Annotated in this window: 14 protein-coding genes; 9 read left to right on the top strand and 5 right to left on the bottom strand. The window is 70.2% G+C overall.

What is annotated here, in order from left to right; genetic code table 11:
* Positions 1-223: 223 nt before the first annotated feature.
* A complete protein-coding gene (locus tag ACFYVL_RS08465) occupies positions 224-652 on the bottom strand; it encodes a hypothetical protein (protein ID WP_389242103.1) in 429 nt (142 codons plus the stop codon).
* 105 nt (positions 653-757) lie between these two features.
* The gene (locus ACFYVL_RS08460; protein ID WP_389242101.1) at positions 758-1,126 is read right to left on the bottom strand and encodes a peptidase inhibitor family I36 protein; all 369 of its coding nucleotides are present in this window, start codon (positions 1,124-1,126) and stop codon (positions 758-760) included.
* A 299-nt stretch (positions 1,127-1,425) separates the two neighbouring features.
* Between ACFYVL_RS08460 and ACFYVL_RS08455 the strand changes: the two genes are divergently transcribed.
* Positions 1,426-2,031: a dihydrofolate reductase family protein gene (locus tag ACFYVL_RS08455; protein ID WP_389242099.1), complete on the top strand. Its 606-nt coding sequence runs from the start codon at positions 1,426-1,428 to the stop codon at positions 2,029-2,031.
* Between the two features lie 203 nt (positions 2,032-2,234).
* Here ACFYVL_RS08455 and ACFYVL_RS08450 read toward each other — a convergent pair whose 3' ends face one another.
* Both ACFYVL_RS08450 and ACFYVL_RS08445 read right to left on the bottom strand, forming a co-directional pair.
* A complete protein-coding gene (locus tag ACFYVL_RS08450) occupies positions 2,235-2,912 on the bottom strand; it encodes a GGDEF domain-containing protein (protein WP_389242097.1) in 678 nt (225 codons plus the stop codon).
* Positions 2,913-3,329: 417 nt separating this feature from the next.
* Complete coding sequence (locus tag ACFYVL_RS08445) at positions 3,330-4,163, bottom strand: sigma-70 family RNA polymerase sigma factor (RefSeq protein WP_389242095.1); 834 nt, start codon at positions 4,161-4,163, stop codon at positions 3,330-3,332.
* A gap of 241 nt (positions 4,164-4,404) precedes the next feature.
* Between ACFYVL_RS08445 and ACFYVL_RS08440 the strand changes: the two genes are divergently transcribed.
* The 4 genes from ACFYVL_RS08440 (at position 4,405) to ACFYVL_RS08425 (ending at position 8,494) form a co-directional block, all read left to right on the top strand.
* On the top strand, positions 4,405-4,767 hold the full coding sequence (locus tag ACFYVL_RS08440; RefSeq protein WP_389242093.1) for a DoxX family protein: 363 nt from the start codon (positions 4,405-4,407) through the stop codon (positions 4,765-4,767).
* Between the two features lie 374 nt (positions 4,768-5,141).
* Complete coding sequence (locus tag ACFYVL_RS08435) at positions 5,142-6,299, top strand: sensor histidine kinase (protein ID WP_389242091.1); 1,158 nt, start codon at positions 5,142-5,144, stop codon at positions 6,297-6,299.
* A complete protein-coding gene (locus ACFYVL_RS08430) occupies positions 6,296-6,970 on the top strand; it encodes a response regulator (RefSeq protein WP_389242089.1) in 675 nt (224 codons plus the stop codon). The genes ACFYVL_RS08435 and ACFYVL_RS08430 overlap by 4 nt, the downstream gene beginning before the upstream one ends.
* A 231-nt stretch (positions 6,971-7,201) precedes the next feature.
* Positions 7,202-8,494 (top strand): alpha/beta hydrolase, encoded by a 1,293-nt coding sequence (locus ACFYVL_RS08425; protein WP_389242087.1) that lies wholly within the window; start codon positions 7,202-7,204, stop codon positions 8,492-8,494.
* Between the two features lie 52 nt (positions 8,495-8,546).
* Here the strand turns inward: ACFYVL_RS08425 and ACFYVL_RS08420 are convergent, their stop codons facing one another.
* Positions 8,547-9,500, bottom strand: coding sequence for an RNA-binding protein (locus ACFYVL_RS08420; protein ID WP_389242085.1), 954 nt, complete (start codon positions 9,498-9,500; stop codon positions 8,547-8,549).
* A gap of 152 nt (positions 9,501-9,652) precedes the next feature.
* On the opposite strand from ACFYVL_RS08420, the gene ACFYVL_RS08415 reads away from it, so the two are divergent.
* From ACFYVL_RS08415 to ACFYVL_RS08400, 4 genes are all read left to right on the top strand, one after another.
* Positions 9,653-10,642: a phosphotransferase gene (locus ACFYVL_RS08415; protein ID WP_389242083.1), complete on the top strand. Its 990-nt coding sequence runs from the start codon at positions 9,653-9,655 to the stop codon at positions 10,640-10,642.
* A 139-nt stretch (positions 10,643-10,781) separates the two neighbouring features.
* Positions 10,782-11,051, top strand: a complete 270-nt coding sequence (locus ACFYVL_RS08410; protein ID WP_389242081.1) for a hypothetical protein — start codon at positions 10,782-10,784, stop codon at positions 11,049-11,051.
* Between the two features lie 456 nt (positions 11,052-11,507).
* The gene (locus ACFYVL_RS08405; protein WP_389242079.1) at positions 11,508-11,720 is read left to right on the top strand and encodes an MbtH family protein; all 213 of its coding nucleotides are present in this window, start codon (positions 11,508-11,510) and stop codon (positions 11,718-11,720) included.
* A gap of 379 nt (positions 11,721-12,099) precedes the next feature.
* A complete protein-coding gene (locus ACFYVL_RS08400; protein ID WP_389242077.1) occupies positions 12,100-24,981 on the top strand; it encodes an amino acid adenylation domain-containing protein in 12,882 nt (4,293 codons plus the stop codon).
* The last annotated feature ends 22 nt before the right edge of the window (positions 24,982-25,003 follow it).

Below are 25,003 nucleotides of genomic sequence, written 5' to 3'. Positions count from 1 at the left end.
CGTCGCGCAGCCGGTCCCGGAGTATCCGTCGGACCCGAGGAGCTTACGCAACGCCCCGACGCGGGCGGCGCAGCGCGCCTTGCGGTCGAGGTCGGCCCGGAGTTTCCGGTTGCCGGCCGAGATCGTCCGAGCCGCCCACACGCTCCACCCGGGTGCAGCCGTCGTGCCCCCCGGCCACGACGGCTGCCACCACCACCCGCAGTACTGCTCCCAGACGCACGTCTCAGACGCACGCCGATTCGTTGGTCCGGTAGAAGCCGTGCCCGCCGTTCAGACTTACGTAGCCGTAGTAGCAGTCGTTCGCCAGGCCGTCGCGGCGCATTCCGTTGTTGCTGTGGGCATGCGCGGTGAAGGGAGGATCTTGCGACTGATAGGTCCTGCTGACGTTGGTGATCCGGAGGATGGCCCCGAAGTGCGTGACGCCGCTCTGGTTGTCGAACCAGGCGATCGTGGGCTGACCGGGGCCTGTGCTGACGCACACCTTCATGTCGCCCAGGTCGCCGATGTCAGAGCACCGCGTGACCACTTGGGCCGCGGGGCCACCTGCCCGCTCCGCTGCCTGCGCGGGTGCAACTGCCGCTCCGGCGAGTGTCAGTGCTCCCGCGACGACCGCCGCTGCCCTGACCTTCCTGAATTCCCTGTTCCGTGCCATGACTTCACTCCTTGCTGAGGGAAACGCTCCATGACGGGTGTGCCGCTTCCGGGTACCGAAGCCGAGGAATCGTCGGGACGTGTCGTGCCGTCCCTGGGCCCGGCCTCAGCAGATCACCCAGATCCAATGGGCCTTGTCGTTCTCGGCCGCGGAGAGGTTGGTCGAGGTCCACGCCGGGACGTAGCCGACCGAATTCTGCTTGCTGTCCAGGAGACGGACGGCGTTCCCGTGCGTCTTGATCGACGACACGGTGCCCGCCCACTGCCCGAGGTACTGCGTTCCGCATCCCGAGGGGTAACCGAAGGAACCCGTCCCGTTCCAGTCCGAGAAGAAGCAGGCCCGACCCGACGGGCATCGGTTGTACCCGTCGGCCTGGGCCGCTGCGCCCGCGGTCCCCGCGGTGGCGAGCAGACCGGTGAACGAGAGTCCCGCGGTGGCGACTGCCAGTGCCACCTTGTTCTTGAACTTCAGCATTCGGAAACCCTTCTCTGCGTATGTGATCAACACGAGCGGCGACCGCGCCGACCCGGCGGGCTCAACCGCACCTCGTGTCGTCTCCCGCACCATCGTGCTGGCGGGGCGGGAGGGCCAACAGGTCACGGACCGTCCACCTGTGACCGGTCCGGCCGGCGTTCCCAGACGCGACGGTCGTTGGTCCCGAACGCGACGGCCGATGGTCGGAACGCGACCGGAGGGCCGCCCGTGGTACCCCGCCGGCCGCCGATGAGTTTCCGGCGGCGGTGCGGTCTACCCGTCGACGGAAGGAGCACGCCATGCGCAAGGTCATCGTGTGTACGTTCCTGACGCTCGACGGCGTCATGCAGGCACCGGGCGGCCCGGACGAGGACACGGGGAGCGGCTTCGAACACGGCGGCTGGCAGAAGATGGCGTCCGACGACGAGGTCGGCACGGCGATCGCAGGCTGGTACCAGCACTCCGACGCGATGCTGCTCGGACGCAGGACCTACGAGATCTTCGCTTCGTACTGGCCCTCCGCCGACCCGGGCAATCCGTTCACCGAGCGGATGAACAGCACGCACAAGTACGTGGCGTCGCGGACCCTGAAGTCCGTCGAGTGGCAGAACTCCACGCTGCTGGAGGGCGACACCGTCGACGCCGTACGCACGCTGAAGGCGGCCGACGGCGGCAACATCAACGTCGTGGGCAGCGGCGACCTCGCCCAGACCCTCATGCGGCACGACCTCGTCGACGAGTACCGGCTGACCATCCATCCCGTGATCATCGGCACCGGCAAGCGGCTGTTCGCCGACGGCGCGATCCCCACGGCGCTGGAGCCGGTCAGCGTCTCGACGACGAAGGGCGGCACCGTCCTCGGCGTCTACCGGCCCAACGGCAGGCCCAGTTACGCCAGTTACTGAACAGACCCAGGTCGAGACGGCCGTACGGCGTGATGCAGGACCTGCCCAACGGCCCTCCGTGCTCACGGTGATCGCGCCGACCCGGCAGCCCGCCGGGAGCCGGGACAGTGCCCGGCTCGAACGGCTGCTTCCGCGACCGGCGGGTCACCGCCGCGGGGCACGTGCGCGAGCACGGCCCCGCGCCGCAGGACGGAGCGAGGTGTTCACGCCGCTCGCCCCCAGATGTGCGTGCCCGGCCTGCCCGCCCGGCGGCCGTTCACCGTCGGGATCGTGGTGTGCGCGGCGTTGGCGAGAACCGCACGGCCGGAGTGCTTCCCGTCGTACAGGGCGGCGTCCGCTGCCCGTTGCAGGGCGGAGAGTTCGTGGACGCCCAGCACGTCGGGGGAGGCCGCGCCGACGGACGCGCCGACGGCGACCGTACGACCGTCGCTCAGCCGCACCGGCGCGCACAGCATCCCCACCAGCTGCTCCAGCCGCAGCCGGCGCCCTTCCGCGGGCAGGTTCACCACGACGGCGAACTCGTCGCCGCCGAGACGGCCGATCGCGGCGTGCGGGCCCGCCCACCGGGTGAGGCGCTCCGCGGTGGCCGCGAGAACGGTGTCGCCCGCCGCATGTCCGAACCGGTCGTTGACCCCCTTGAAATGGTCCTGGTCGACGAGAATGACCGTGGTGTTCGCCCCGTGGCGGCGCAGGATCCGGCGGGCGCGCAGGGTGTAGGTGTCGCGGCGCAGCAGCCCGGTGAGCGGGTCGCGGCGGGTCGCCGCGAGCTGCCTGTGCAGCACGGTCGCGTGGACGGCCCAGCCGGTCAACGGGACGATCGCAGTGGTCAGCAGAAGGGCGCGTTCACCGATCCGGGCATGGGTACGCAGGACGGAGTTCATACTGGGCTCTCTCCTTCTCGCCTTGTGCGGGTTGGGTGGGCCCGGGGCGGGCGAACTGGTTTGGACGCCGATGTGCGCCTGTCCCGGGGTGAAATCGGATCTCGTAGGTGTCGTGCCACGTGGCCGTGACCGCGTCGGGCTGCGGTGCGACACCGCAGCAGTGCCGGATGGCGTCCTCGCGCTAAACGTCGCGCCGCGCCCGAAGCTTGGCCAGCGGTTTTGGCGGACAGGTCTCGATTGGTAGGTGAATACCCGGACTTCGGGCCACTGGTCCACGGTGGCGGTCGGGCGGCAGCCCGCTGTAACGGCCGGGACGCTTGCCCTCCGCGGACGAACAACAGGCGGGCGGCCACAGGGCCAAGCCGTGCCGGACGGGGCCGCCCTCCCAAGGCCCGTTGACCGGCCGGGGGTTGCGCGTCAGGAGGTCGTGGTCAGGGTGGCGCGCTGGTGGTGGCTCCGATGGATGTCGATCCGGGCGACGCATCGCGCCCTGGTGGTGAGGGTGATGACGGCGAGGAAGTGGCCGCCGGGGGCGATGACGCCGACCGGGCGGTCGTCGGCGAGCATCGGTGTACTGGCGCGGATCCGGTCCGCGAACAGCGTTGTCTCCTCGGCGACCGCGCGGGCGCCGGTGACCGTCGTCGGCGTACCGGGCGGGACGAGGGCCGCGTCGGCGACACGTACGCAGTCCTCGGTCATCAGGGAGATCATCCGGTTGATGTCGCCACCGGCGGCTGCCGCGAGAAACGCTTCCACGACGGTCTGGTCGACGGCGGTCGCAGTGGGCAGGGGTTCTGCGCGTTCGAGTCGGCCGCGCGCCCGGCTGGCGTGCTTCTTGGCGCTGTCCGCGCTGGTCCCGAGAGTCTCCGCCACCTCGCGGAACGGGACGTCGAACAGGTCGTGCAGAACGTAGGCGACGCGTTGGGCGGGCGTCAGCAGATCGAGGACGACCATCAACGCGCGCGAGACGTTCTCCCGCTGGATGTACCGCTCGTCCGCGGCGACGGTCCCGGCGGGCAGCGCGTCCGCGAGCAGCGGCTCCTCACGGCGGCGGTGCCGCATCCGCAGCTGGTCGAGACATACACGGGTGAGTACGGTCGTCAGCCACGCGGCCGGGTTGCGCAGGCCCTCGGTCTCCGCGGCCGATGCCTTGAGCCAGGCGCTCTGTACGGCGTCCTCCGCGTCGTGGACGGAGCCGAGCAGCCGGAACGCCATCGCCGTCAACCGCGGCCTCAGCGCTTCGAACTCCATGATCGGCATCATCAGGTGTCACCTTTCCGAGGTGGCGGACGTCGGGACGGACGAGATCGCCAATCTCCCGCCCGACAGTCCTCACAAGGAGATGCCCGCCGATGAGCGTACAGACAGCCCGATTCCCCACCGCGGACGGACCCTGCCCCGCAGCAGGCGACCAGCTCGGAGCCCTGCTCGATGCCGTGCGTGCCGCTGCCCCGGCGGCGACGCGTTACCCCGTGGTGGGCGGGTGCGCGGCATGACGACAGTCCTGCTCGTTGCCACGATCGTGTGCGTCGTGGCCAACGCCTCCATCGCCGTCGCCGACTGGGCGAAGGCGGACTTCGTACAGCGGAACTCCGCCGAGGTGCACGTACCCGACAGCGCCGTGCCCTACCTCGCGGCGCTGAAACTGGCCGGAGCGGTCGGGCTGGTCGTCGGCCTGACCGTGTGGACCTGGGTCGGTGTCGCCGCCGGCATCGGGCTGACCCTCTTCTTCGTCGGCGCGGTGGTCGCCCACGTCCGGGCCCGTGTCTTCCACAACATCGCCTTCCCGGGCCTGTACCTGCTCCTCGCGGTCGCGGCAACCACCTGCATGGTCCACCTGGCAACCGGGTCATGAGCCGTGCCCAGTGCTGTCGCGTGGGGACGACCGTGGCCGCGAGCCGCGCCCTCATACCTGAGAGCCAGCCGGAAAACAGTCCCGGAGGGTGAGGCTGACCAGCGGGTTCGTTCCCTAGCCTCGTACCGGTGTCCCCGAAGAACCTCGCCCGTACCCCCTCGGGGCTGCCCCGGCCCACTGCCCAGCCGTGTCTCCCAGCGGCAGGCGCGGCGACGACCGCGCAGCTGGACTCTCCACGACCGGCAAGGAGCGGACTCATGGACGGTCCGGACGATACTGATCACATGAACACGGCCGGCACAGGAACAGCGCGCCAAGTGCTGAACACCGTACGGAACGATCTGTTCACGTCGGCCCCGCAGCCCATGCCGCCCATGACAGGGCCGAAGGTGCTGCGGTGGCTGCCGTACCTCGCGGTCGTCGCGGTGGCGGTGTGCGCCGGGTACTGGGGCACCGAGGACATCGCGATGAGACCCGTCGGGACGGCCCACGCGGCACTCCTCGTACCGGCGCTGCGCCGGCCCGTGCCCGCCTGGTGGCTGTCGCTGCTGACCTTGCCGCTGCTCTCGCTCCATCCGGCGTTCGGCCCGTACGAGGGCTGGGCCTGGGCCGTGCACGCCGGGCTGCTGCTCCTGGTCGCGCTGCGCAACCCGCCGCGGGTGATGCTGGAGACCGTGCTGCTGAGCACCGCGCTGCTGGTGGTGCTGCAACTGGGCGGCGGGATCTGGCCGTGGCGCTTCATCGTGATCGTCCTGGTGATGTTCGCCCTCGTCGTGGCCACCGCGACCGGAGTACGCAGGACCCGGGAGGTCCGCGCCCGGCTCGCACAACAGGAGTCGGCCCTCGCACAGGAGCGGGCGCACCGTACCGTCCTGGAGGAACGCGTCCGCATCGCCCGGGAGCTGCACGACGTGGTCGCCCACCACATGTCCGTCGTCTCCATCCAGGCCGATGCCGCTCCGTACCGGGTCGCGAACCCGCCCGAGGAACTGGTCGCCGCACTGGCCGATATTCGCGCGGGCGCCCTGGAGGGCCTGACCGAGCTGCGCCGCCTCCTCGGAGTGCTGCGCTCCGAGGACCGTCCGGACGGCAGCACACCCGAAGCCCCGCAACCCACCCTGGAACGGCTCGACGACCTGCTCGACGGTGTGCGCAAGGCCGGGCTCGACGTGACGGCGGCGACCTCCGGGTCCCGTCGCCCGCTGCCCGAAGGCGTGGAACTGTCGGCCTACCGGATCGTGCAGGAGGCACTCAGCAACACCCTGCGGCACGCCCCGGGCGCCACCGCCCGCGTCGAACTCACCTACACCCCAACCGCCCTCCACCTGCGCATCCTCAACAGCTCCGGCCAACAGCCGGGCGTCCCCTCGCCCGGAGCCGGACACGGCGTCCTGGGCATGCGCGAACGCGCCACCATGCTCGGCGGAGAGCTCTCCGCGGCCCCCACGCCCGACGGCGGCTACGAGGTGACCGCTCTGCTGCCGGTGCCTGCCGCCCCCACCGCTCGGACAGACAAGGAACACACCGCATGACCATCCGAGTGATGATCGCCGACGACCAGGCGATGGTCCGCGAAGCCTTCTCGGTGCTGCTCAACGTCCAGCCCGACATCGAAGTGATCACGACCGCCGTCGACGGCCTGGAAGCCGTGGCCAAGGCCCAGGAGTTCCAGCCCGACGTGATCGTCATGGACATCCGGATGCCCGGCCTGAACGGCATCGACGCCACCCGCCGGATCACCTGGCAGACCGACCTGACCTCCAAGATCCTTGTCCTGACCACCTTCAACCTCGACGAGTACGTGTACGAGGCACTGCGCGCCGGTGCCAGCGGCTTCCTGCTCAAGGACGCCTCCGGAGTCCAACTGGCCGAAGCCGTACGCACCGTGGCCGCGGGTGACGCCCTGCTGTCCCCGGAGATCACCAAGCGGCTCATCACCGAGTTCTCCCGGCTGAGCAGCTCGGCGAAGCCACCCGTCCGGGAACGGGTCGAGGGCCTCACCCACCGCGAGACCGAGGTACTGACACTCGTCGCCCAGGGGCTGTCCAACGCGGAGATCGCCGCCGAACTCGTCGTCGCCGAGCAGACCGTCAAGACCCACATGGGCAGCATCCTGCACAAGCTCCAGCTGCGGGACCGTACCCAGGCAGCCGTCTTCGCCTACGAAACGGGACTGGTCGCCCCCGGCCGCACCAACCTCTGACCTCCCGCAGCACCACGCTGACCTGCGGCGATCCCTGCGGGCCCCCTACCTGAGAGCCAGTCCTGGGAATGGCTCCGCAGCGTGAGGCCCGTGGGGGTGCCCGGTTCCTACGGTTCTTGTACGAGCTGCTCCTCGCCGCCGCGCACACGGCCCCGAGGGGTGCGCAGCTCGCCTCAAGTCCGTGAGCGGCGGGACCCCGCCGCCCCCCCGCACCGTCGCAGGAGCGCAGCCATGACCACCCACAGAAGCCCCGCCGCATCCACCAGCCGGCCGGTTCGGATCCTGCGCGGCATCTCCGCCGTCCTGGCCTCGTTCCTCGCGTTCCTGGTCCTCGCCATCGTCCTGGGCGCGTACTTTCCGGCCATACCCAAGGCGGGAGTGATCGGGCCGGTCCTCGGCGGGCAGTACCCGTTCCACATCGCCCTGATCGCCCTCGTGGCAGCCGTACTCGCCGCGCTGGCCCGGCGCGCCGGCCTGGTGCGCTGGGGCCGCACGGTCACCGTCATCACGGCACTGTGCGCCCTGGGGGCGCTGGCCATCGGCGGAATCCAGTTCCGGGCCGCACAGAACGCCGGAGCGGACGTCTCCTTCAGCGAGCCGTTCACCGAACTCGGCTACCCGGCGGTGAAGCCGGACACGACGAAGACGTACGCGAGCCCCGAGGGCAAGCCGCTGCGCGTGGACGTGTACCTGCCCAAAAAGACCCCCGACACGAAGCCCGCCGACAAGCAGCCCGTCAGCAAGCAGCCCGTCAGCAAGCAGCCCGTCGGCAACCAGGCCGTCGGCGTCAAGCAGCCCGGTGGCAAGAAGACCCCGGCCGTCGTGCTCGCCCACGCCGGAGGATTCCACACCTTCGACAAGAGCGACCTGCGCGGCACCGGCCGCTGGCTCGCGGACCACGGCGTCGCGGTCTTCGCCGTCGACTACCGCCTGGCCGGCCCCGACCGCCCCACTTGGAACAAGGCCCCCCAGGACCTCGTCGCCGCCCTGAGCTGGGTGCAGAAGAACGCCGACGAGTACGGGGTCGACAGCACGCGGATCTCCCTCGGCGGCATGTCGGCGGGCGGCACCCTCGCGATGAACGCCGCGTACCGCCTCCACAACGGCACCATCAAGACACCCGACGGCAGCACCCCGAAGCCCCCGGCCGCCGTGATCGGCTTCTACCCCGGCACCGACGTCACCCAGATGTGGAAGGACGACGTGGCCGGAACCCGCGAGGCGGCGGAGATGTTCACCGGCGGCACCCCCGACCAGTACCCGGACCGCTACCGCGAGGTGTCCCCGACCTCCGACATCCGCCCCGGCCTGCCGCGCACCCTGCTGGTGGTCGGCGACCGCGACCGCAGCGCCCGCCCGGAAACCGTCACCGGCCTCGGCGACGCACTCAGGAAGCAGGGCGTCGACACCGAGGTCAGGGAACTGCCCTTCGCCGAGCACGCCTTCGACGACGCCTACGGCAGCCTCACGTCCCAGACCAGCCGGCAGATCCTGCTCGACTTCCTCACCAAGGAAGCGCGCTGACCCCACCGCCCCACCCCGGGCCGGACCCGCCTCGTGCGGGCCCGGCCCGCCCCTACCACCTCGCGCGCAGCACACCGTCACGGTCGGGCAGCGCGGCCTGGAACAGCGGATGGCGGTCGTCGAGGCCCAGCGGAAGAGAGCACGCGCCGCGAGCACCCGCCACCAGAGCAGCGAGCCGTTGGTAGTCGTCCTCATCCACGGTGACGTGGCGAATCGTTCCGTCCGAGGCCTCCCAGACGAAGTCCACGGATTCCTCCGTGGGCAGCGCGGCGAGGACCGCGTCGATGTCGGGGAGGAGGTCCGGCCAGACGGTCAGGAGCGCGCGTGGACCGAGCGCGGCCCGGACGGCATCGAGATTCTTCTCCGTCAGGCGGTGCCATCTGGCCCCATTGCGGACATGGCTCTCCTCCAGGAGCAGGGTCCGCGGTGCGGCCAGTTCTGCGCGTACCCGTCTCCAGAACTCCTCGTCCGCGGCCTGTGTCACCTCTGGTTCCTCAAGGTTTGCGGCGTACGGCGAGACCGTGATCGCTTCCGCGAACAGGCCGAGCTCGCGCGTGCGGACGGCGGCCGCCTCGCAGGGCTGTGCGCTGGAGACGTACACGTACTGGTCCCATCCGACATGCACGGTGAACACCCCTTCCTGCTCCAGTCGGCACCAGGCGCCACGGTCACGGAGCATGGCCCGTACGAGCTCCAGAGCAACCGGCACGGAGACCGTGGCACCGTCGTAGTAGCCGGAGAGGTCGGGCGGGAACAGTCCCGCGAGGCCGTGCCCCTCGACCGGCGCCTCCAGGCCGAAGTTGGGGAAACCGGCGACCTGGGGTTCACGGATCTCCAGCCGGTCGACGCCCGACTCCTGCGCGAAGGCGCCGATCGCCCGCAAGTAGGCCGCCTCGACCGGTCCGTGGTCGCTGACCGTGTCCTCAGCGCCGTTGTAGTGTCCGTTTCCGTCGCGGTCGGCGGGGTTGTACTTGGTGATCCGGTAGGCGAAGGCCGGCGGCGGCACGCTGCTCCCTGGGCTGGTGGAAGGGGTTGCCAGCGTAGAACGAGTCCGGCCAGGGCCCAGGGGCCGTGCGACGGAGCTTTCAGGCGTCCCGAGCTCATGGAAGGCCGGCATCCAGGGTCGAAACCGCATCAGGCCGGACATAGGGTCGGTGCATGCGCCAGTTCATGAATGATGAAGCGTTGTCAGGGATCGTGCACGAGGCGCTGGGACCCGGCTCCGGCATCGTGGGAGTGGACCGGTTGCGCGGCGGCAGCAAGAAAGGGGTCTACCGGGTTCGCACGAGACGATCACACGCGGCGAGTGTGATCGTCTACAGCTGGGCCGAGGCCGAGAACTTCTGGCCGGACGTGGAAACCGTCGACCCGGCCCACCCGTTCGCTCCCGCCTCCGGGCTGGCCCCCTTCCTGACCGCTCAGCGAACACTGGACAGCCTTGGGATCCGCGTCCCGGGGGTACTTCTGGCTGACGACAGCCGACGCCGCTGCGCGGCAGATGTGGCAGTGGTCGAGGACATCGCCGACGGCACTCTGGAAACGCTCCTGAAGACGGATCCTCCACGTGCGGCGAAGGCCATGGACGAGCTGGGCGCCATGCTCGACGTGATGCACCAGCAGCACAGTCGGAGCTACGGCAGGGTGGACGTGCTCGAACGGGGCGACAGGACGCCCGGCGTTTCCTGCGAACAGCTGGTGCTTGAGCGTGCCGTCGAGGACCTCGCCGCGGCGGCCGAACGCGACCCCAGGATCCGGTCGGCCGCGGCCTCGCTGCACCATCGTTTGCAAGAACTGGCCGCGCGGGTGTCTCCGCGCACGCGGCACGGTCTGATCCACGGTGAACTCGGGCCCGACCACGTCCTGGTGGATACGTCCGGACACGGCGTCCTCATCGACATCGAGGGCTTGATGTACTTCGACGTCGAGTGGGAGCACGTTTTCCTGCAGCTTCGTTTCGGCGACCGGTACCCACTCCTGTCACGCCCCGGGCTCGATCCGGCACGGCTCGACCTCTACATGCTCGCGATGCGCCTTTCACTGGTGGCCGGCCCCCTGCGCCTGCTCGACGGCGACTTCCCGCACCGTTCGGTGATGCGGGAAATAGCCGACCACAACGCGAAGGAGGCGCTGGCACTCTTGGCTCCGTAGCGCCGTGCCCTCAGTCGTCGAACAGGGGTGTTCCTCTCTTTCGCTTTCGGCCGAGGGACGGCCGGACGTGATGACCGTGCTGTGTGGTGGGATGGCCGGACCTTGCTGCCGTGACCTGTTGGAGTTCAGCTTGATACCCATGTACTCGTCTCTGACTCACGCTCTGGCCGAGGCTTTGGTCGACGTCCTGTGGTTCGTCGAGGGCACGGACGACGAGCAGATGGATCCGGACGACGCTGTGAATGTCATGGAGGGCGTCGCCCATGTGGTCGGCAAACTATCGGGCGAGCAGCGAATCGAGTTGGCCGAGTTGCTTGGCGCCATGGCCGAGGCCGAGACCAATCCAGCACGGCGCGAGTTCCTGGAGAGCTTTCCAGAGGGCTTTGGGCTCATGGAAGCCGGGGGCTGATGAGAGGTTCACCTCTGCCGTTCACGCCTCCCACCGCTGGTAGACACCACCGCTGCGAGGCGGACGGAGCAGCCCGAACGGTGAGCCGTCGGCTGCCGTTTGGAGCCTGCCTTCCTCGGCCTCGAATACTGCCGAGTAGCAGGATCAGCGCGCCGTGACAATGCCCTGGCGACGCTGCGCAGCGTGTGTACGGGGCGCGGCGAGCGCCGTGAGCGCCTTCTGGGTGGCGTGGTCCGCGCGAGGAGCGGTGGTGTGACTCCGCAGGTCATGGCGGCATTGCCCGCACCCAACGAAGATCACCAAACGTCACGAGAGGTTACCCGCAGAGGTGCGGCGGCCATCGCAAGATCATCCCGAGGCCGTCCGGGATTATCTACAAGTTCACTTGCGGAGGTTGTACTCCCTCTCAGTCAAGTTCACCAAGAACACCAGTAACCAGCACCAGAAAGTCCAAACATGACGAATCCGTTCGAGGATCAAGAAGCTTCTTACCTGGTGCTGGTCAACCCGGAGGAGCAGTACTCGCTCTGGCCGGTCTTTGTCGACGTTCCCGAAGGCTGGGAGATCGCGTTCGGCGAGGCCTCGCGGCAGGACTGCCTCGACTATGTGGAGCGCACTTGGACCGATATGCGGCCCAAGAGCCTGGTCGATGCCATGGAAGGCAACTGAGCCCAGCGGCAATTGCGGTCCGCTGAACTCCGGTGGATTCCGGCGGACCGCACTCGGGGTGGGGCGGCTCCGGGAAGGGGCCGTTGTACGCGCTGCGCGCCCCCATTTCGAGCAGCCCCCCGAGCATGGCGACGTGCGCCGTGATGCGAGTCCCGGCCCCCGGCCGGTATGGCCCCGCGCGTGCTGCCGGGCGCCGCACTTTTCAACCGGGCCGTATGTAATCCGGCGCCGGACAGGGCGTTCCTGTTCGGCCGATTCGCCGCTTCGCCGGGCCCGTTATGTGTGTCAGCCACTTCTCCCGCTGACGGATGCCGAGTCTGCGCGGCACAGGTCTTTTTGCTGATTTCTCGCTGGATACCAAGCACACGGGACATTCACTATGTCGAACCATGCCAAAAAAGCCCTTACCGCAGCTCAAGAAGGCATCTGGTACGCCCAGGAACTGGACCCGGAGAGCCCGGCCCAGAACATGGTGGACTGTCTGGACATCGTCGGCAGCCTGCGAATCCCCCTGCTGGAGCAGGCGTTCGCCCAGGCACTGGCCGAGACGGAGCTTTTGCGTGTGCGGTTCGGGCAGGACGGTGAGGCGCCGTGGCAGGTGGTCGAGCCCCTCCTCGACTACCGGCTGTCCGTGATCGACCTGCGGCAGGAGGCTGACCCGGCGGCGGCAGCACAAGCGTGGATGCGTGCCGAGGCGGCCCGCCCCGCCGATCTCGCAGGCGGCCGAATCCACACCCTCGCCGCGCTCCTGGTGGCCGAGGACAGGACCGTGGTGTATCTGGGGGCCCATCACATCGCGCTGGACGGCATCGGATACGCGGCCTGGGTGAACCGGGTGGCGGAGATTTACACAGCCCTGGAGGACGGGCAGGACTGCCCGTTCACGCCGTTCGCGCCGCTGGAGGAGATCCTGGCCGACGACGCTGCGTACCGTGGGAGCGAGGAGTTCGCACGGGACCGGGCGTACTGGACCGCGTACATGGGGGACGCGCCCGAGCCCGTGACCCTGGCCCCGGGCACGGCGTTCGCGTCGCGCCATTCCCACCGCAGGACCGCCGTGGTCTCGGCCGGGGTCGCGCAGTCGCTCCGGCAGGTGGCCCGCGCGTCGGGCGTCGCCCTGCCGGCCCTGCTGATCGGGGCCGCCGGGCTGTACGTGAATCGGGTGTCGCAGGCACCCGAGGTCGTACTGGGCCTGACCGTCACGGCACGCAAGGGAGCGCGTGCGCGGGCGTCGTTGGCGAGCATGGCCCAGGCGCTGCCACTGCGGCTGCCCATCACACCGGACATGAGCGTGCGCGACCTGGCTCGGGCGGCGTCAGCCCGGAGCCGGGGTGTCCTGCAGCACCAGCGATACCGCTACGAACACCTGCATCGCGACCTGAAACTCGCCCGTACGAGCAGCCGCATGTTCGGCCCTGTCATCAACTTCCTGCCCGATGACCGCACGATGCCCCGGTTCGGCCGATGCGAGACCACCGCCCGCACCTACCTGGCGAACGGTGCCGTGGACGACCTGACGATCCTCGTCTACGAGCGCGACGCGGGACTGCGGGTGGACTTCCTGGCCAACCCCGCGCTCTACACCGAAGAGGAGAACGCCGCCCACCAGGAGCGGTTCCTGCACCTGCTCGCCGCCCTGTCCCGCCTGGAGCCCGATGCGCGGACAGCCGGGCTGAACGTGGCCACCCCGGTCGAACAACATCGCACTCTGGTGGAGTGGAACGCCACTGTCCGCGACACGCCCCTCCCCGAGCTTCCCGAGTTCTTCGAGGCGCAGGCCGCGCGTACGCCGGACGCGACAGCGGTCGTGTCCGGGGACACCCGGCTGACATACGCGGAGCTGAACGCCCGGTCGAACCGTCTCGCTCGACTGCTGGTCAGCAAAGGTGTGGGGCCGGAAGACCGGGTGGCCGTACTGATGGACCGCTCGGTCGACCTGGTGGTAGCCCTGCTGGCGGTGGTGAAGGCGGGAGCGGCGTACGTGCCCGTCGATCCCGGTCATCCTGCCGATCGCATCGCGTATGTGATGGCTGATGCCCGTCCCGTGCTGGTGGTGACGACGTGTGGGGTGGAGTCGTCGTTGCCCGAGGGTGTGGTGCGGGTGGTGGTGGATGCTCCGGAGGCTGTGGGGGAGTGCTCGCGTTTCGCGGGTGGGGATCTGGTGGAGGGTGAGCGTGGTGGGGCGTTGTTCCCGGCTTGTCCTGCGTACGTGATCTACACCTCGGGTTCCACGGGTCGGCCCAAGGGGGTCGTTGTTCCTCAGCAGGCTTTGAGTAATTTTGTGGCAGCGATGTGTGATCGTCTGGCGTTGGGTGCTGGGGATGCGCTTGTTGCGGTGACGACGGTGGCTTTCGACATCCATGTGCTGGAGTTGTTTGTGCCGTTGGTGTCGGGTGCCCGGGTGGTGCTGGCGGACCGGGACACGGTGCGGGATCCGCAGGCGTTGGGGAGTCTGGTCGTGCGGTCGGGTGCCACGGTGATGCAGGCGACGCCTGCGGTGTGGCAGGGCTTGGTCGCGGAGTCTCCGGCGGCGGTGCGTGGGCTGCGGGTGTTGGTTGGTGGTGAGGCGCTGTCCTTGGCGTTGGCCGAGCGGTTGACGGCGGCGGCCGAGTCCGTGACCAATCTCTACGGACCGACGGAGACCACCGTGTGGTCCACGATGGCGGCGCTGGACACGGGACATCACGGCCGAGTGCCCATCGGTGCACCCCTGTGGAACATGCGTGCTTACGTCCTGGACTCCGCGCTTCGGCCGGTTCCTCCGGGTGTCGCCGGAGAGCTGTACGTGGCCGGCGAGCAACTGGCCCGGGGGTATCTGGGCCGTACTGGGCTGACGGCGGAGCGGTTCGTGGCGAATCCGTATGGCACCTCCGGTGAGCGGATGTACCGGACCGGGGATCTGGCCCGATGGTCCGTGGACGGTCAGTTGGAGTATCTGGGGCGTACGGACGACCAGGTCAAGGTGCGTGGCTTCCGTATCGAGCTGGGCGAGGTCGAGGCCGCCCTGACGGCCCATCCGGCCGTTGCTCAGGCGGCCGTTGTCGTCCGTGAGGACCAGCCCGGTGACAGGCGCCTGGTCGGTTACGTCGTTCGCGCCGAGGGCGTTGTTCCGCAGGTGGACGGTTCCGTCCTGCGCGCCCATGTCGCCGGTCTGCTGCCGGACTACATGGTGCCTGCGGCGGTGGTGTTCCTGGACGTACTCCCGCTCACGGCGAACCGCAAGCTCGACCGCAAGGCCCTGCCCGCTCCGGAATACGGCGTGGGTGTCACCGGCCGGGGTCCGGCGAACGTATCGGAGGAGATCCTCTGCGCGGTCTTCGCCGACGTACTCGCTCTGACCTCGGTCGGCGTCGACGACAACTTCTTCGAACTCGGCGGCCACTCCCTGCTCGTGACCCGACTGGTGAGCCGGATCCGGTCGGTGTTCGGGGTGGAGATGGCCATCCGGACAGTGTTCGAGACGCCGACCCCGGCTGCTCTTGCCGGTCGGCTCTCCGCTTCCGGTGCGTCCCGGCGACCGCTCGCACCGATGGAGCGGCCGGAGGCGGTGCCGCTGTCGTACGCGCAGCAACGCCTCTGGTTCCTGGACGAGTTGGAAGGGCCTTCCGCGCTCTACAACATCCCCATCGCCGTGCGTCTCACCGGGGATCTCGACCACGATGCCCTGCGGGCCGCGCTTCATGACGTCGTCGCCCGCCACGAGGTCCTGCGCACGGTGTTCGGGCAGGTCGACGGTGTGCCCGAGCAGCGCGTTCTTGCCGCGCAGGCGGTCGACCTGAAGCTCCTCCCCGAAGCGCTGCCGGAGCACGAGGTGGCACGGGCGGTGACAGACGGAGCGTCTCGACCTCTCAGCCTTTCCGGCGAACTACCCCTCCGTGCGCGGCTGTTCGCGGTCGCACCCCAGGATCACGTCCTGGTCCTGGTGCTCCACCACATCGCCGGTGACGGCTGGTCCCTCGCGCCGCTCGCCCGCGACATCTCCACCGCCTACGCCGCCCGTACCCACGACCGGGCTCCGGACTGGGAACCGCTCCCGGTCCAGTACGCGGACTACACCCTCTGGCAGCGCGAACTCCTTGGTGGCCAGAGCGAGTCCGGCAGCGTTCTGGCTGAGCAACTTGCCTATTGGCAAGCTGAGTTGGGCGAGTCCCCGGAGGAGTTGTCGCTGCCGGTCGACCGGCCCCGCCCGGCAGTGGCATCCCGTCGGGGCGGGACCGTACCTCTGGAAATCGATGCTGCGGTGCACCGGGCGGTGGTGGAGCTGGCCCGTGCGCAGGGTGTGACGGTGTTCATGGTGATGCAGGCGGCCCTGGCTGCTCTGCTCCATCGCCTCGGTGCCGGGGAGGACATCCCCATCGGTACACCCGTCGCCGGTCGGACCGACGAGGCGCTCGACGATCTGGTCGGGTTCTTCGTCAACACGCTGGTCCTGCGATCCGACGTGTCGGGGAACCCTGACTTCGTACAGCTCCTCGGGCGTGTCCGTGAGCGTGCGTTGCATGCCTTTGCCCATCAGGACGTGCCGTTCGAGCGTCTGGTGGAGGAGCTTGCACCGGCCCGCTCGATGGCCCGTCACCCCCTCTTCCAGGTCATGCTCACGCTGCAGAACAACGCCGCACCGGACCTTGAGCTGCCCGGTGTGAGCGTCGAGGTGCTCTCGGTCGGCGACGTGCCGGCGAAGTTCGACCTGAACGTCCAGCTCGGCGAACACTTCGCCGACGACGGAACCCCCGCAGGTCTGCACGGTGCGCTCACCTACGCCGCGGACCTGTTCGATCACGACACCGCCGTAGGGATCGGTGCACGTTTCCTCCGGGTTCTGGAAGCCGTGACCGTAGATCCGTCCGTCGCCGTGAGCCGGATCGACGTTCTCGGCCCGGCCGAACGCCACCGCGTCCTGACGGAGTGGAACGACACCGCCCACGACCTCCCCCTCGCCACCCTTCCCGAACTCTTCCAGGCCCAGGCAGCCCGCACCCCCGACGCGACCGCGGTCGTGTTCGAGGACACCGAGACGACCTATGCGGACCTCAACGCCCGAGCCAACCGGCTCGCCCGCCTTCTCGTCGACCGCGGCGCAGGGCCCGAGGAGGTGGTCGCTCTGGCGCTTCCCCGGTCCGTCGACCTCGTCGTGGCCATCCTGGCGGTACTGAAGACTGGGGCCGCCTACCTTCCGCTCGATCCCGGCCATCCGGCCGAGCGGATCGCCTCGCTGCTCGCCGAGGCGCAGCCCTCCGTGCTCATCACCGGTGATACGACGTGGGAGGGGCTGCGGGGCGTCGACGTGGCTCGCATGTCACTCGACGACCCCCGGTTGCGGCAGGAGCTGTCTGGCCGTGCCGCACACGACCTGTCCGACGCGGAGCGGCGCAGCCCGCTGCTGCCCGACCACCGTGCGTACGTCATCTACACCTCCGGTTCCACCGGGCGGCCCAAGGGCGTGGTGGTCACGCACCGGTCGCTCGCCAACAACATCGCCGCCGTCGTGCCGGAGTACCGGATCGACGCGCGTTCGCGGGTGCTGGGGGCGGCGGCGTTCAGCTTCGACGTGTCGGTGCAGGACCTCTTCGTCACCCTGCTCTCCGGCGCGGTCCTCGTGCTGGCCTCGGACGAGGACCGGGTCGACCTCGACCGCTTGCAGCAACTGATGCGTGCGCAGCGCGTTTCGGTGGCGCATGTGACACCGGGAGTGGCGCGGGCGCTGGACCCGGTGCGGTTGCCGGAGCTGCGCTCGCTCGTGGTGGGAGGTGAGGCGCCGGACGCGGGCCTGGTGGACCGCTGGGTCACCGCCGGCCGCGAGTTCTTCAACAGTTACGGGCCGACGGAGACGGCCATCGGGGCCACGCTGCTGCGCTGTGCCGCGCTCTCGTCGGGCCGTGCTCCGGCGATCGGCCGCCCGCTGGCGAACACCCGGGCCTTCGTACTGGACCGGGAGCTGCGACCGGTGCCTCCGGGGGTGTCCGGGGAGCTGTACCTGGCGGGTGTGCAGTTGGCGCGGGGGTACCTGGGCCGTCCCGGGCTGACCGCGGAGCGGTTCGTCGCCAACCCTTACGGCACCCCCGCTGAGCGGATGTACCGGACCGGGGACCTGGTTCGGTGGGACGCCGAGGGGCAGCTCCACTTCCTGGGCCGTACGGACGACCAGGTGAAGGTGCGCGGGTTCCGTATCGAGCTTGGCGAAGTCGAGACCGCTCTGCGCGCCCACCCCTCCGTGGGTCGGGCGGCGGTGGTGGTGCGTGAGGACCAGCCGGGAGACAGGCGGCTGGTCGGGTATGTCGTTGCGGCGGGTGGTCGGAGTCGTCCGGGTGGTCCGGGTGGTCCGGGTGCTCCGAGCGCTCCGGGGGCGCTGGATGGCGCAAGCGGCCCGGACGGTGTGGATCTCGCGGACGTACGTGTCGCGCTGTCGGCCGTGTTGCCCGACTACATGGTGCCGACGGCGATCGTCGAGTTGGCGGCGCTCCCGCTCACGGTGAACCGCAAGCTGGACCGCAAGGCCCTGCCCGCCCCCGACTACTCCGCCACGACCCCGAGCAGGGAGCCACGGACGGTCCACGAGCACCTCCTCAGTCAGGCGTTCGCCGACGTCCTCGGCCTCTCGTACGTCGGTGTGGACGACAACTTCTTCGATCTCGGCGGCCACTCCCTGCTGGCCACCCGGCTGGTCAGCCGTATCCGTGCCGTCCTCGGCGCCGAGATCCCGATCCGGGCCCTGTTCGAAACCCCCACCGTCGCCGGGCTCGCCCTCCGACTCCCCGACACGGGCGTGGGCGGCGTACGCCCGCCGCTGACCTCCCGGCCCAGGACCGGTACGGTGCCGCTGTCGTACGCGCAGCAACGCCTGTGGTTCTTGGGTGAGTTGGAAGGTCCTTCCGCGCTCTACAACATCCCCATCGCCCTGCGTCTCACCGGGGATCTCGACCACGCTGCCCTGCGGGCCGCTCTTCATGACGTCGTCGCCCGCCACGAGGTTCTGCGTACCGTGTTCGGGCAGGTCGACGGTGTGCCCGAGCAGCGCGTTCTTGCCGCGCAGGCGGTCGACCTGAAGCTCCTCCCCGAAGCGTTGCCGGAGGACGAGGTGGCGCGGGCGGTGGCCGAAGAGGCCCTGGGCCCGTTCGGTCTTCACCATGAACTGCCGCTCCGTGCAAGGCTGTTCGCGGTCGCTCCGCAGAATCATGTCCTGGTCCTGGTGCTTCACCACATCGCCGGTGACGGCTGGTCCCTCGCGCCGCTCGCCCGCGACATCTCAGCCGCCTACGCCGCCCGTACCCACGGCCGGGTACCGGACTGGGAACCGCTCCCGGTCCAGTACGCGGACTACACCCTCTGGCAGCGCGACCTCCTGGGCGAGGACCACGAGGCCGCAAGCGTCCTCAGCCACCAGCTGGACCACTGGCGCCAGGCCCTCGCCGGCCTGCCGGAGGAACTCGCCCTGCCCACGGACCGGCCCCGGCCGGCGGTGGCTTCCCACCGTGGCGGCACCGTCGACCTGCACATCGACGGTGAACTCCACCAGCGGATCAACGCCCTTGCCCGCGCCGAGGGTGTCACCGCGTTCATGGTGCTTCAGGCCGCCCTCGCCACCCTGCTCCACCGTCTCGGCGCGGGCGTCGACATCCCCATCGGGACCTCGGTGGCGGGCCGCACCGACGAGAGCCTGGACGAACTGGTCGGGTTCTTCGTGAACACCCTGGTCCTCCGCACCGACATCTCCGGCTCCCCCTCGTTCCGGGAGCTGACGCACCGGGTACGCGAAGGGAGTCTGGACGCCTTCGCCCACCAGGACGTGCCGTTCGAGCGGCTGGTGGAGGACCTGGCGCCCGCCCGTTCCCTGGCCCGCCACCCCCTCTTCCAGGTCATGCTCGCCCTGCAGAACACCGCTCCCGCGAGCCTCGCCCTGCCCGGCGTCGAAGCCCACCTCCTCCCCACGGGCGACCGGCCCGCCAAGTTCGACCTCGACATCCAGCTCCGGGAAGCCCCCACCGGCGGCCTGACCGGCTCCCTCGTCTACGCCACCGACCTGTTCGACCACGGAACGGTGGTGTCCCTGGCCGCGCGCTTCGTCGGCATCCTCGACACCCTGACCGCCGACCCCGCACAACCCGTCGGGGACATCGACGTGCTCGGCGCGGACGAGCGTCACAAGGTACTGGCGGAGTGGAACGACACCGCGCACCAGTTGCCGGCGGCCACCCTTCCGGACCTCTTCCAGGCTCAGGCCGCCCGTACCCCGGACGCCACGGCCGTGGTCTTCGGGGACGACCGGCTGTCCTACGCCGACCTCAACGCACGCGCCAACCGGCTCGCGCGTCTTCTGGCCGGACGCGGCGCCGGGCCCGAAACCCTCGTCGCGGTCCAGCTGGAACGCTCCACCGACCTCGTCGTCGCCCTGCTCGCCGTCCTCAAGACCGGCGCCGGCTACCTCCCCGTCGACCCCGACCATCCCGCCGAGCGCGTCACCGGCCTCCTCGCCGACGCCCAACCCGTACTTCTGCTCACCACCGGAGCCCTGAGCCCGGTCGACAGCGGGCAGGTCCGCTGCCTCCGCCTCGACGACCGGGAACTGGCCCTCACCCTGGGCGAGTTGCCCGCGACCGACCTCGCGGACGGCGACCGCACCCGTGGCCTCCTCGTCGATCACCCGGCGTACGTCATCTACACCTCAGGTTCCACGGGGCGTCCGAAGGGCGTCACGCTCACGCACCGGGGCCTGGCCAACCGACTGGCCTGGATGCAGGGCGCGTACGGGCTGACGGCGGGCGACCGGGTGGTGCAGAAAACGCCCTTCGGGTTCGACGTGTCGGTGTGGGAGTTCTTCTGGCCGCTTCTCGAAGGTGCCGCCCTGGTGGTGGCCCGTCCCGGCGGTCACCGTGACCCGACCTATCTGGCGGAGCTGATCCGGCGCGAGCGGGTGACCGTCGCCCACTTCGTACCGTCGATGCTCCAGGCGTTCGTCGCCGAACCCACCGCTCGGGAGTGCCTGTCCCTGCGGGCCGTGGTGTCCAGCGGCGAGGCGCTGCCCGTCGCGCTGTGCGACCGGTTCCACGCGGTGCTGCCGGTACCGCTGCACAACCTGTACGGGCCGACCGAAGCCGCCATCGACGTCACCGCGTTCACCTGCGAGCCGGGTGCGGGTGCGGGTTCGGGCGGTGGTGTGCCGATCGGGCGGCCGGTCTGGAACACGCGGGTGTTCGTGCTGGACGGTGTCTTGCGGCCGGTTCCGGTCGGGGTGGCGGGGGAGTTGTATCTGGCGGGTGTGCAGTTGGCGCGGGGCTATCTGGGCCGTCCTGGGCTGACTGCCGAGCGGTTCGTGGCCAATCCGTACGGCGTCGCGGGTGAGCGGATGTACCGGACCGGGGACCTGGTCCGGTGGAGCGTGGACGGGCAGTTGGAGTATCTGGGGCGTACCGACGACCAGGTGAAGGTGCGTGGGTTCCGTATCGAGCTGGGTGAGATCGAAGCCGCCCTGCTCACCCATCCGTCCGTCGCGCAGGCGGCCGTGGTGGTGCGGGAGGACCGGCCGGGGGACAAGCGCCTGGCCGGGTACGTGGTGGCTGCCGGTGACACGGACGCCGCCCAGATCCGCGTCCACCTGGCCCGGATGCTGCCCGATCACATGGTCCCTGCCGTGATCGTGGTGCTCGGCGAACTGCCGCTGACCGTCAACGGCAAGCTCGACCGCAAGGCGCTGCCGGCTCCGGACCACGGCGCCGGGAACACCGCCGGGCGCGGGCCTTCGACGGTGCGGGAGGAGATCCTGTGCGCGCTGTTCGCCGAGGTGCTCGGCCTGCCGTCCGTCGGCGCCGACGACGACTTCTTCGAGCTGGGCGGACACTCCCTGCTGGCCGTGACGCTGGTGGAACGGGCCCGTGCCGCCGGTGTCGCGGTGGACGTACGCACGCTGTTCACCAGCCCCACCGTGGCCGGTCTCGCGGCGCTGCAAGGAGCCCCTCAGATGGCCGTCCCGCCGAACGGCATCCCCGCCGACGCCACGGTGATCACGCCGGAGATGGTGACGCTGGCCGACCTCACGGCGCAGGAGATCGACGTCGTCGTCGCGGACGTCCCCGGCGGCGCGGCCAACATCGCCGACATCTACCCGCTGGCCCCGCTCCAGGAAGGCATCCTCTTCCACCACCTGCTGGAGGGCGAGAACGGCACCGACCTCTACACGCTGCCCTACGTCCTCCGCCTCGACTCCCGGCCGCGGGCCGACGCCTTTCTCGCCGCCGTTCAGCAGGTGGTCGACCGGCACGACATCCTGCGGACCGCCTTCCGGTGGGAGGGACTCCGGGAGGCCGTCCAGGTCGTCCTGCGCACCGCCCCCGTCCCGGTGAGGAACCTCCGGCTGGAGGGCGCGGACCCGGTGGGCAGCCTGCTGGCGACACGCACCGGCCCGATGGACGTACGGAACGCCCCGCTGCTGCAGACCGTCGTCGCGCAGGACCCCGCCGACCAGCGGTGGTACGTCCTGCTCGAAGTGCACCACCTCGTGCAGGACCGTACGTCCCTCGCCCTGGTCTTCGACGAGATCCGCGCGATCCTCGCCTGCAACGGGGACACGCTGCCCGCGCCGCTGCCGTTCCGCGAGTTCGTCGCGCAGGCACGGCTCACCGTGCCGGCGCGGGAGCACGAGCGGTTCTTCAGCGAACTCCTGGGGGGCGTGAGCGAGCCGACCGCGCCGTACGGGCTGCTGGACGTGCACGGCGACGGCAGCGGTGTGTCCGAGGTGCGCATGCAGCTCGACGCCGATGTGGCGCGGCGGCTGCGCGAGCGGGCGCGGTGTCTGGGGGTCGGTCCGGCGACGCTGTTCCACGTCGCGTGGGCGCGGGTCGTGGCAGCCACCTCCGGGCGGGACGACGTGGTGTTCGGCACGGTGCTGTTCGGCCGGATGAACGCGGGCGCCGGAGCGGACCGGACACCCGGCCTGTTCGTCAACACCCTGCCGGCCCGCCTCGACATCGCCTCCGTGAGCGTGCGCGACGCCGTGCACCGCATGCGGCGGCAGCTCGCCGACCTGCTGGTGCACGAGCACGCACCCCTCGTACTGGCGCAGCGGGCCAGCGCCCTCCCCGCCCGGACACCCCTGTTCACCTCGCTTTTCAACTACCGGCACAGCGAGGACACCGCCGCACCTGACCCCGACGGGATCGAGTTGCTGCACGGGCACGAGCGCACCAACTACCCGCTGGAACTCTCCGTCAACGACAGCAACCCCCACTTCACCCTCACCGTCCAGTCGGTGGCCGCGGTCGATCCCCGCTCGGTGGGAGCCCTCATGCGGACCGCGGTCGCGAACCTCGTCACGGCACTGGAGGAGGACCCCGGACGGCCGTTGCGGGCGGTCCACGTGCTGGACGACATACGGCGTCGGCTGCCGGCCGTGCCGAACCACACCGCCGGTGAGGCGGCGCCCACGACGCTCACCGAGCTGTTCGAGCGGCAGGCCGCCCGGACTCCGGACGCGGTGGCGGTCGTGTGCGAGGGCGTGCGCCTCAGCTACGCGGAGCTGAACGCGCGGGCCAACCGGCTGGCCCGCCTCCTCGTGGCGCGGGGCGCGGGGCCCGAGCGGCGGGCGGCGGTCGTGCTGGACCGCTCACCGGAACTCGTCGTCACCGTGCTCGCGGTGCTCAAGAGCGGGGCGGCCTATGTGCCGATCGACCCGGAGTACCCGGCAGATCGGGTGGCGTACGTGCTCCAGGACGCGGCTCCCGCGCTGGTGGTGGCCACCAGCGCGCTGACGGACGCGCTGCCGGAGGGCATCGCGCGGGTGCTCCTGGACGATCCCGTGACCACGGCCGCACTGGCCGAACACGCGGACGGGGACCTGTCCGACGGCGAGCGGGGCGGTACGCCGCTGCCGGGTCACGCGGCGTACGTGATCTACACCTCCGGTTCGACGGGCCGGCCCAAGGGCGTGGTGAGCACCCACGCGAACGTCACCCGGCTCTTCTCCGCCACCGACGAGTGGTTCGGGTTCGGGCCGGACGACGTGTGGACGTGGTTCCACTCGATCGCGTTCGACTTCTCCGTGTGGGAGCTGTGGGGCGCGCTGCTCCACGGCGGCCGACTGGTCGTCGTGCCGTTCGCGGTGTCCCGGTCGCCGGAGGAGTTCCTGCGACTGCTCTGCCGGGAACGGGTGACGGTGCTGAACCAGACACCGTCGGCGTTCTACCAGCTCGTCCAGGCCGACGCGACCGCCCCTGACCCGGGGCAGCGGCTCCGGCTGCGGCTGGTGGTCTTCGGCGGTGAGGCACTGGACCTCGGCCGGCTGGCGCAGTGGTACGCCCGCCATGCCGACGACGCGCCGCGACTGGTCAACATGTACGGGATCACCGAGACCACCGTCCATGTCACGTACGCGCCGTTGACGGCCGATGACACGGGGCGGACGGCGAGTGTCATCGGCCGGGCCATCCCGGACCTGCGGACGTACCTGCTCGACGGCGGGCTCCAGCCGGTTCCGGAGGGCGTGGCCGGCGAGTTGTACGTGTCGGGTGCCGGTCTGGGACGCGGCTACCTGAACCGGGCCGGGCTGACCGCGGAGCGGTTCGTCGCCAGCCCGTTCGGCGGCCCCGGCGAGCGGATGTACCGCACGGGCGACCTCGCCCGGTGGAACTCCGAAGGCCGGATCGAGTACCTCGGCCGGGCCGACGACCAGATCAAGATCCGCGGCTTCCGTATCGAACCGGGCGAGATCGAAGCCGCCCTGCTCACCCACCCTTCGGTGGGCCAGGCCGCGGTGGTGGTCCGGGAGGACCAGCCGTGCGACCCGCGCCTCACCGGATACGTCGTGCCCGTCGGCGAGCTGTCCGCCGAGGACGTCCGCGCCTTCCGGTCGGCCGCCGGAGCCCTGCGGACCCATCTCGCCGCTCTGCTGCCGGAGCACATGGTCCCATCCGTGATCATGGTCCTGGACGCGCTGCCGCTGACGGTCAACGGCAAGCTGAACCGTTCCGCCCTCCCGGCACCCGAGTACGCGGGCCAAGGCGCGAGCAGAGAACCCGCGTCGCCCGAGGAGGCGGCTCTCTGCCGCATCTTCGCCCAGGTGCTGGGCGTCCCCGACATCGGAGTGGACGACAACTTCTTCGACCTCGGCGGGCACTCCCTCCTCGCGACACAGCTCGCCGGGCACGTCCGCGCCACCCTCGGGAGGGAAGTCCCGATCCGCGCGATCTTCGAATCGCCCACCCCCGCGGGCCTGGTCGAGCGGCTGGGGCCGGAGAAGCGCAGCAGGCCCGTCCTGAGCCCACGGCCGCGCTAGACCGCCGCACCGGATTCCCGGC

The organism is Streptomyces sp. NPDC004111 (genome assembly GCF_042874215.1).
In the GTDB taxonomy this organism is placed as follows: domain Bacteria; phylum Actinomycetota; class Actinomycetes; order Streptomycetales; family Streptomycetaceae; genus Streptomyces.
Note: the sequence above shows the minus strand (reverse complement) of the source record. Positions and strands in the feature narration are given on the sequence as shown.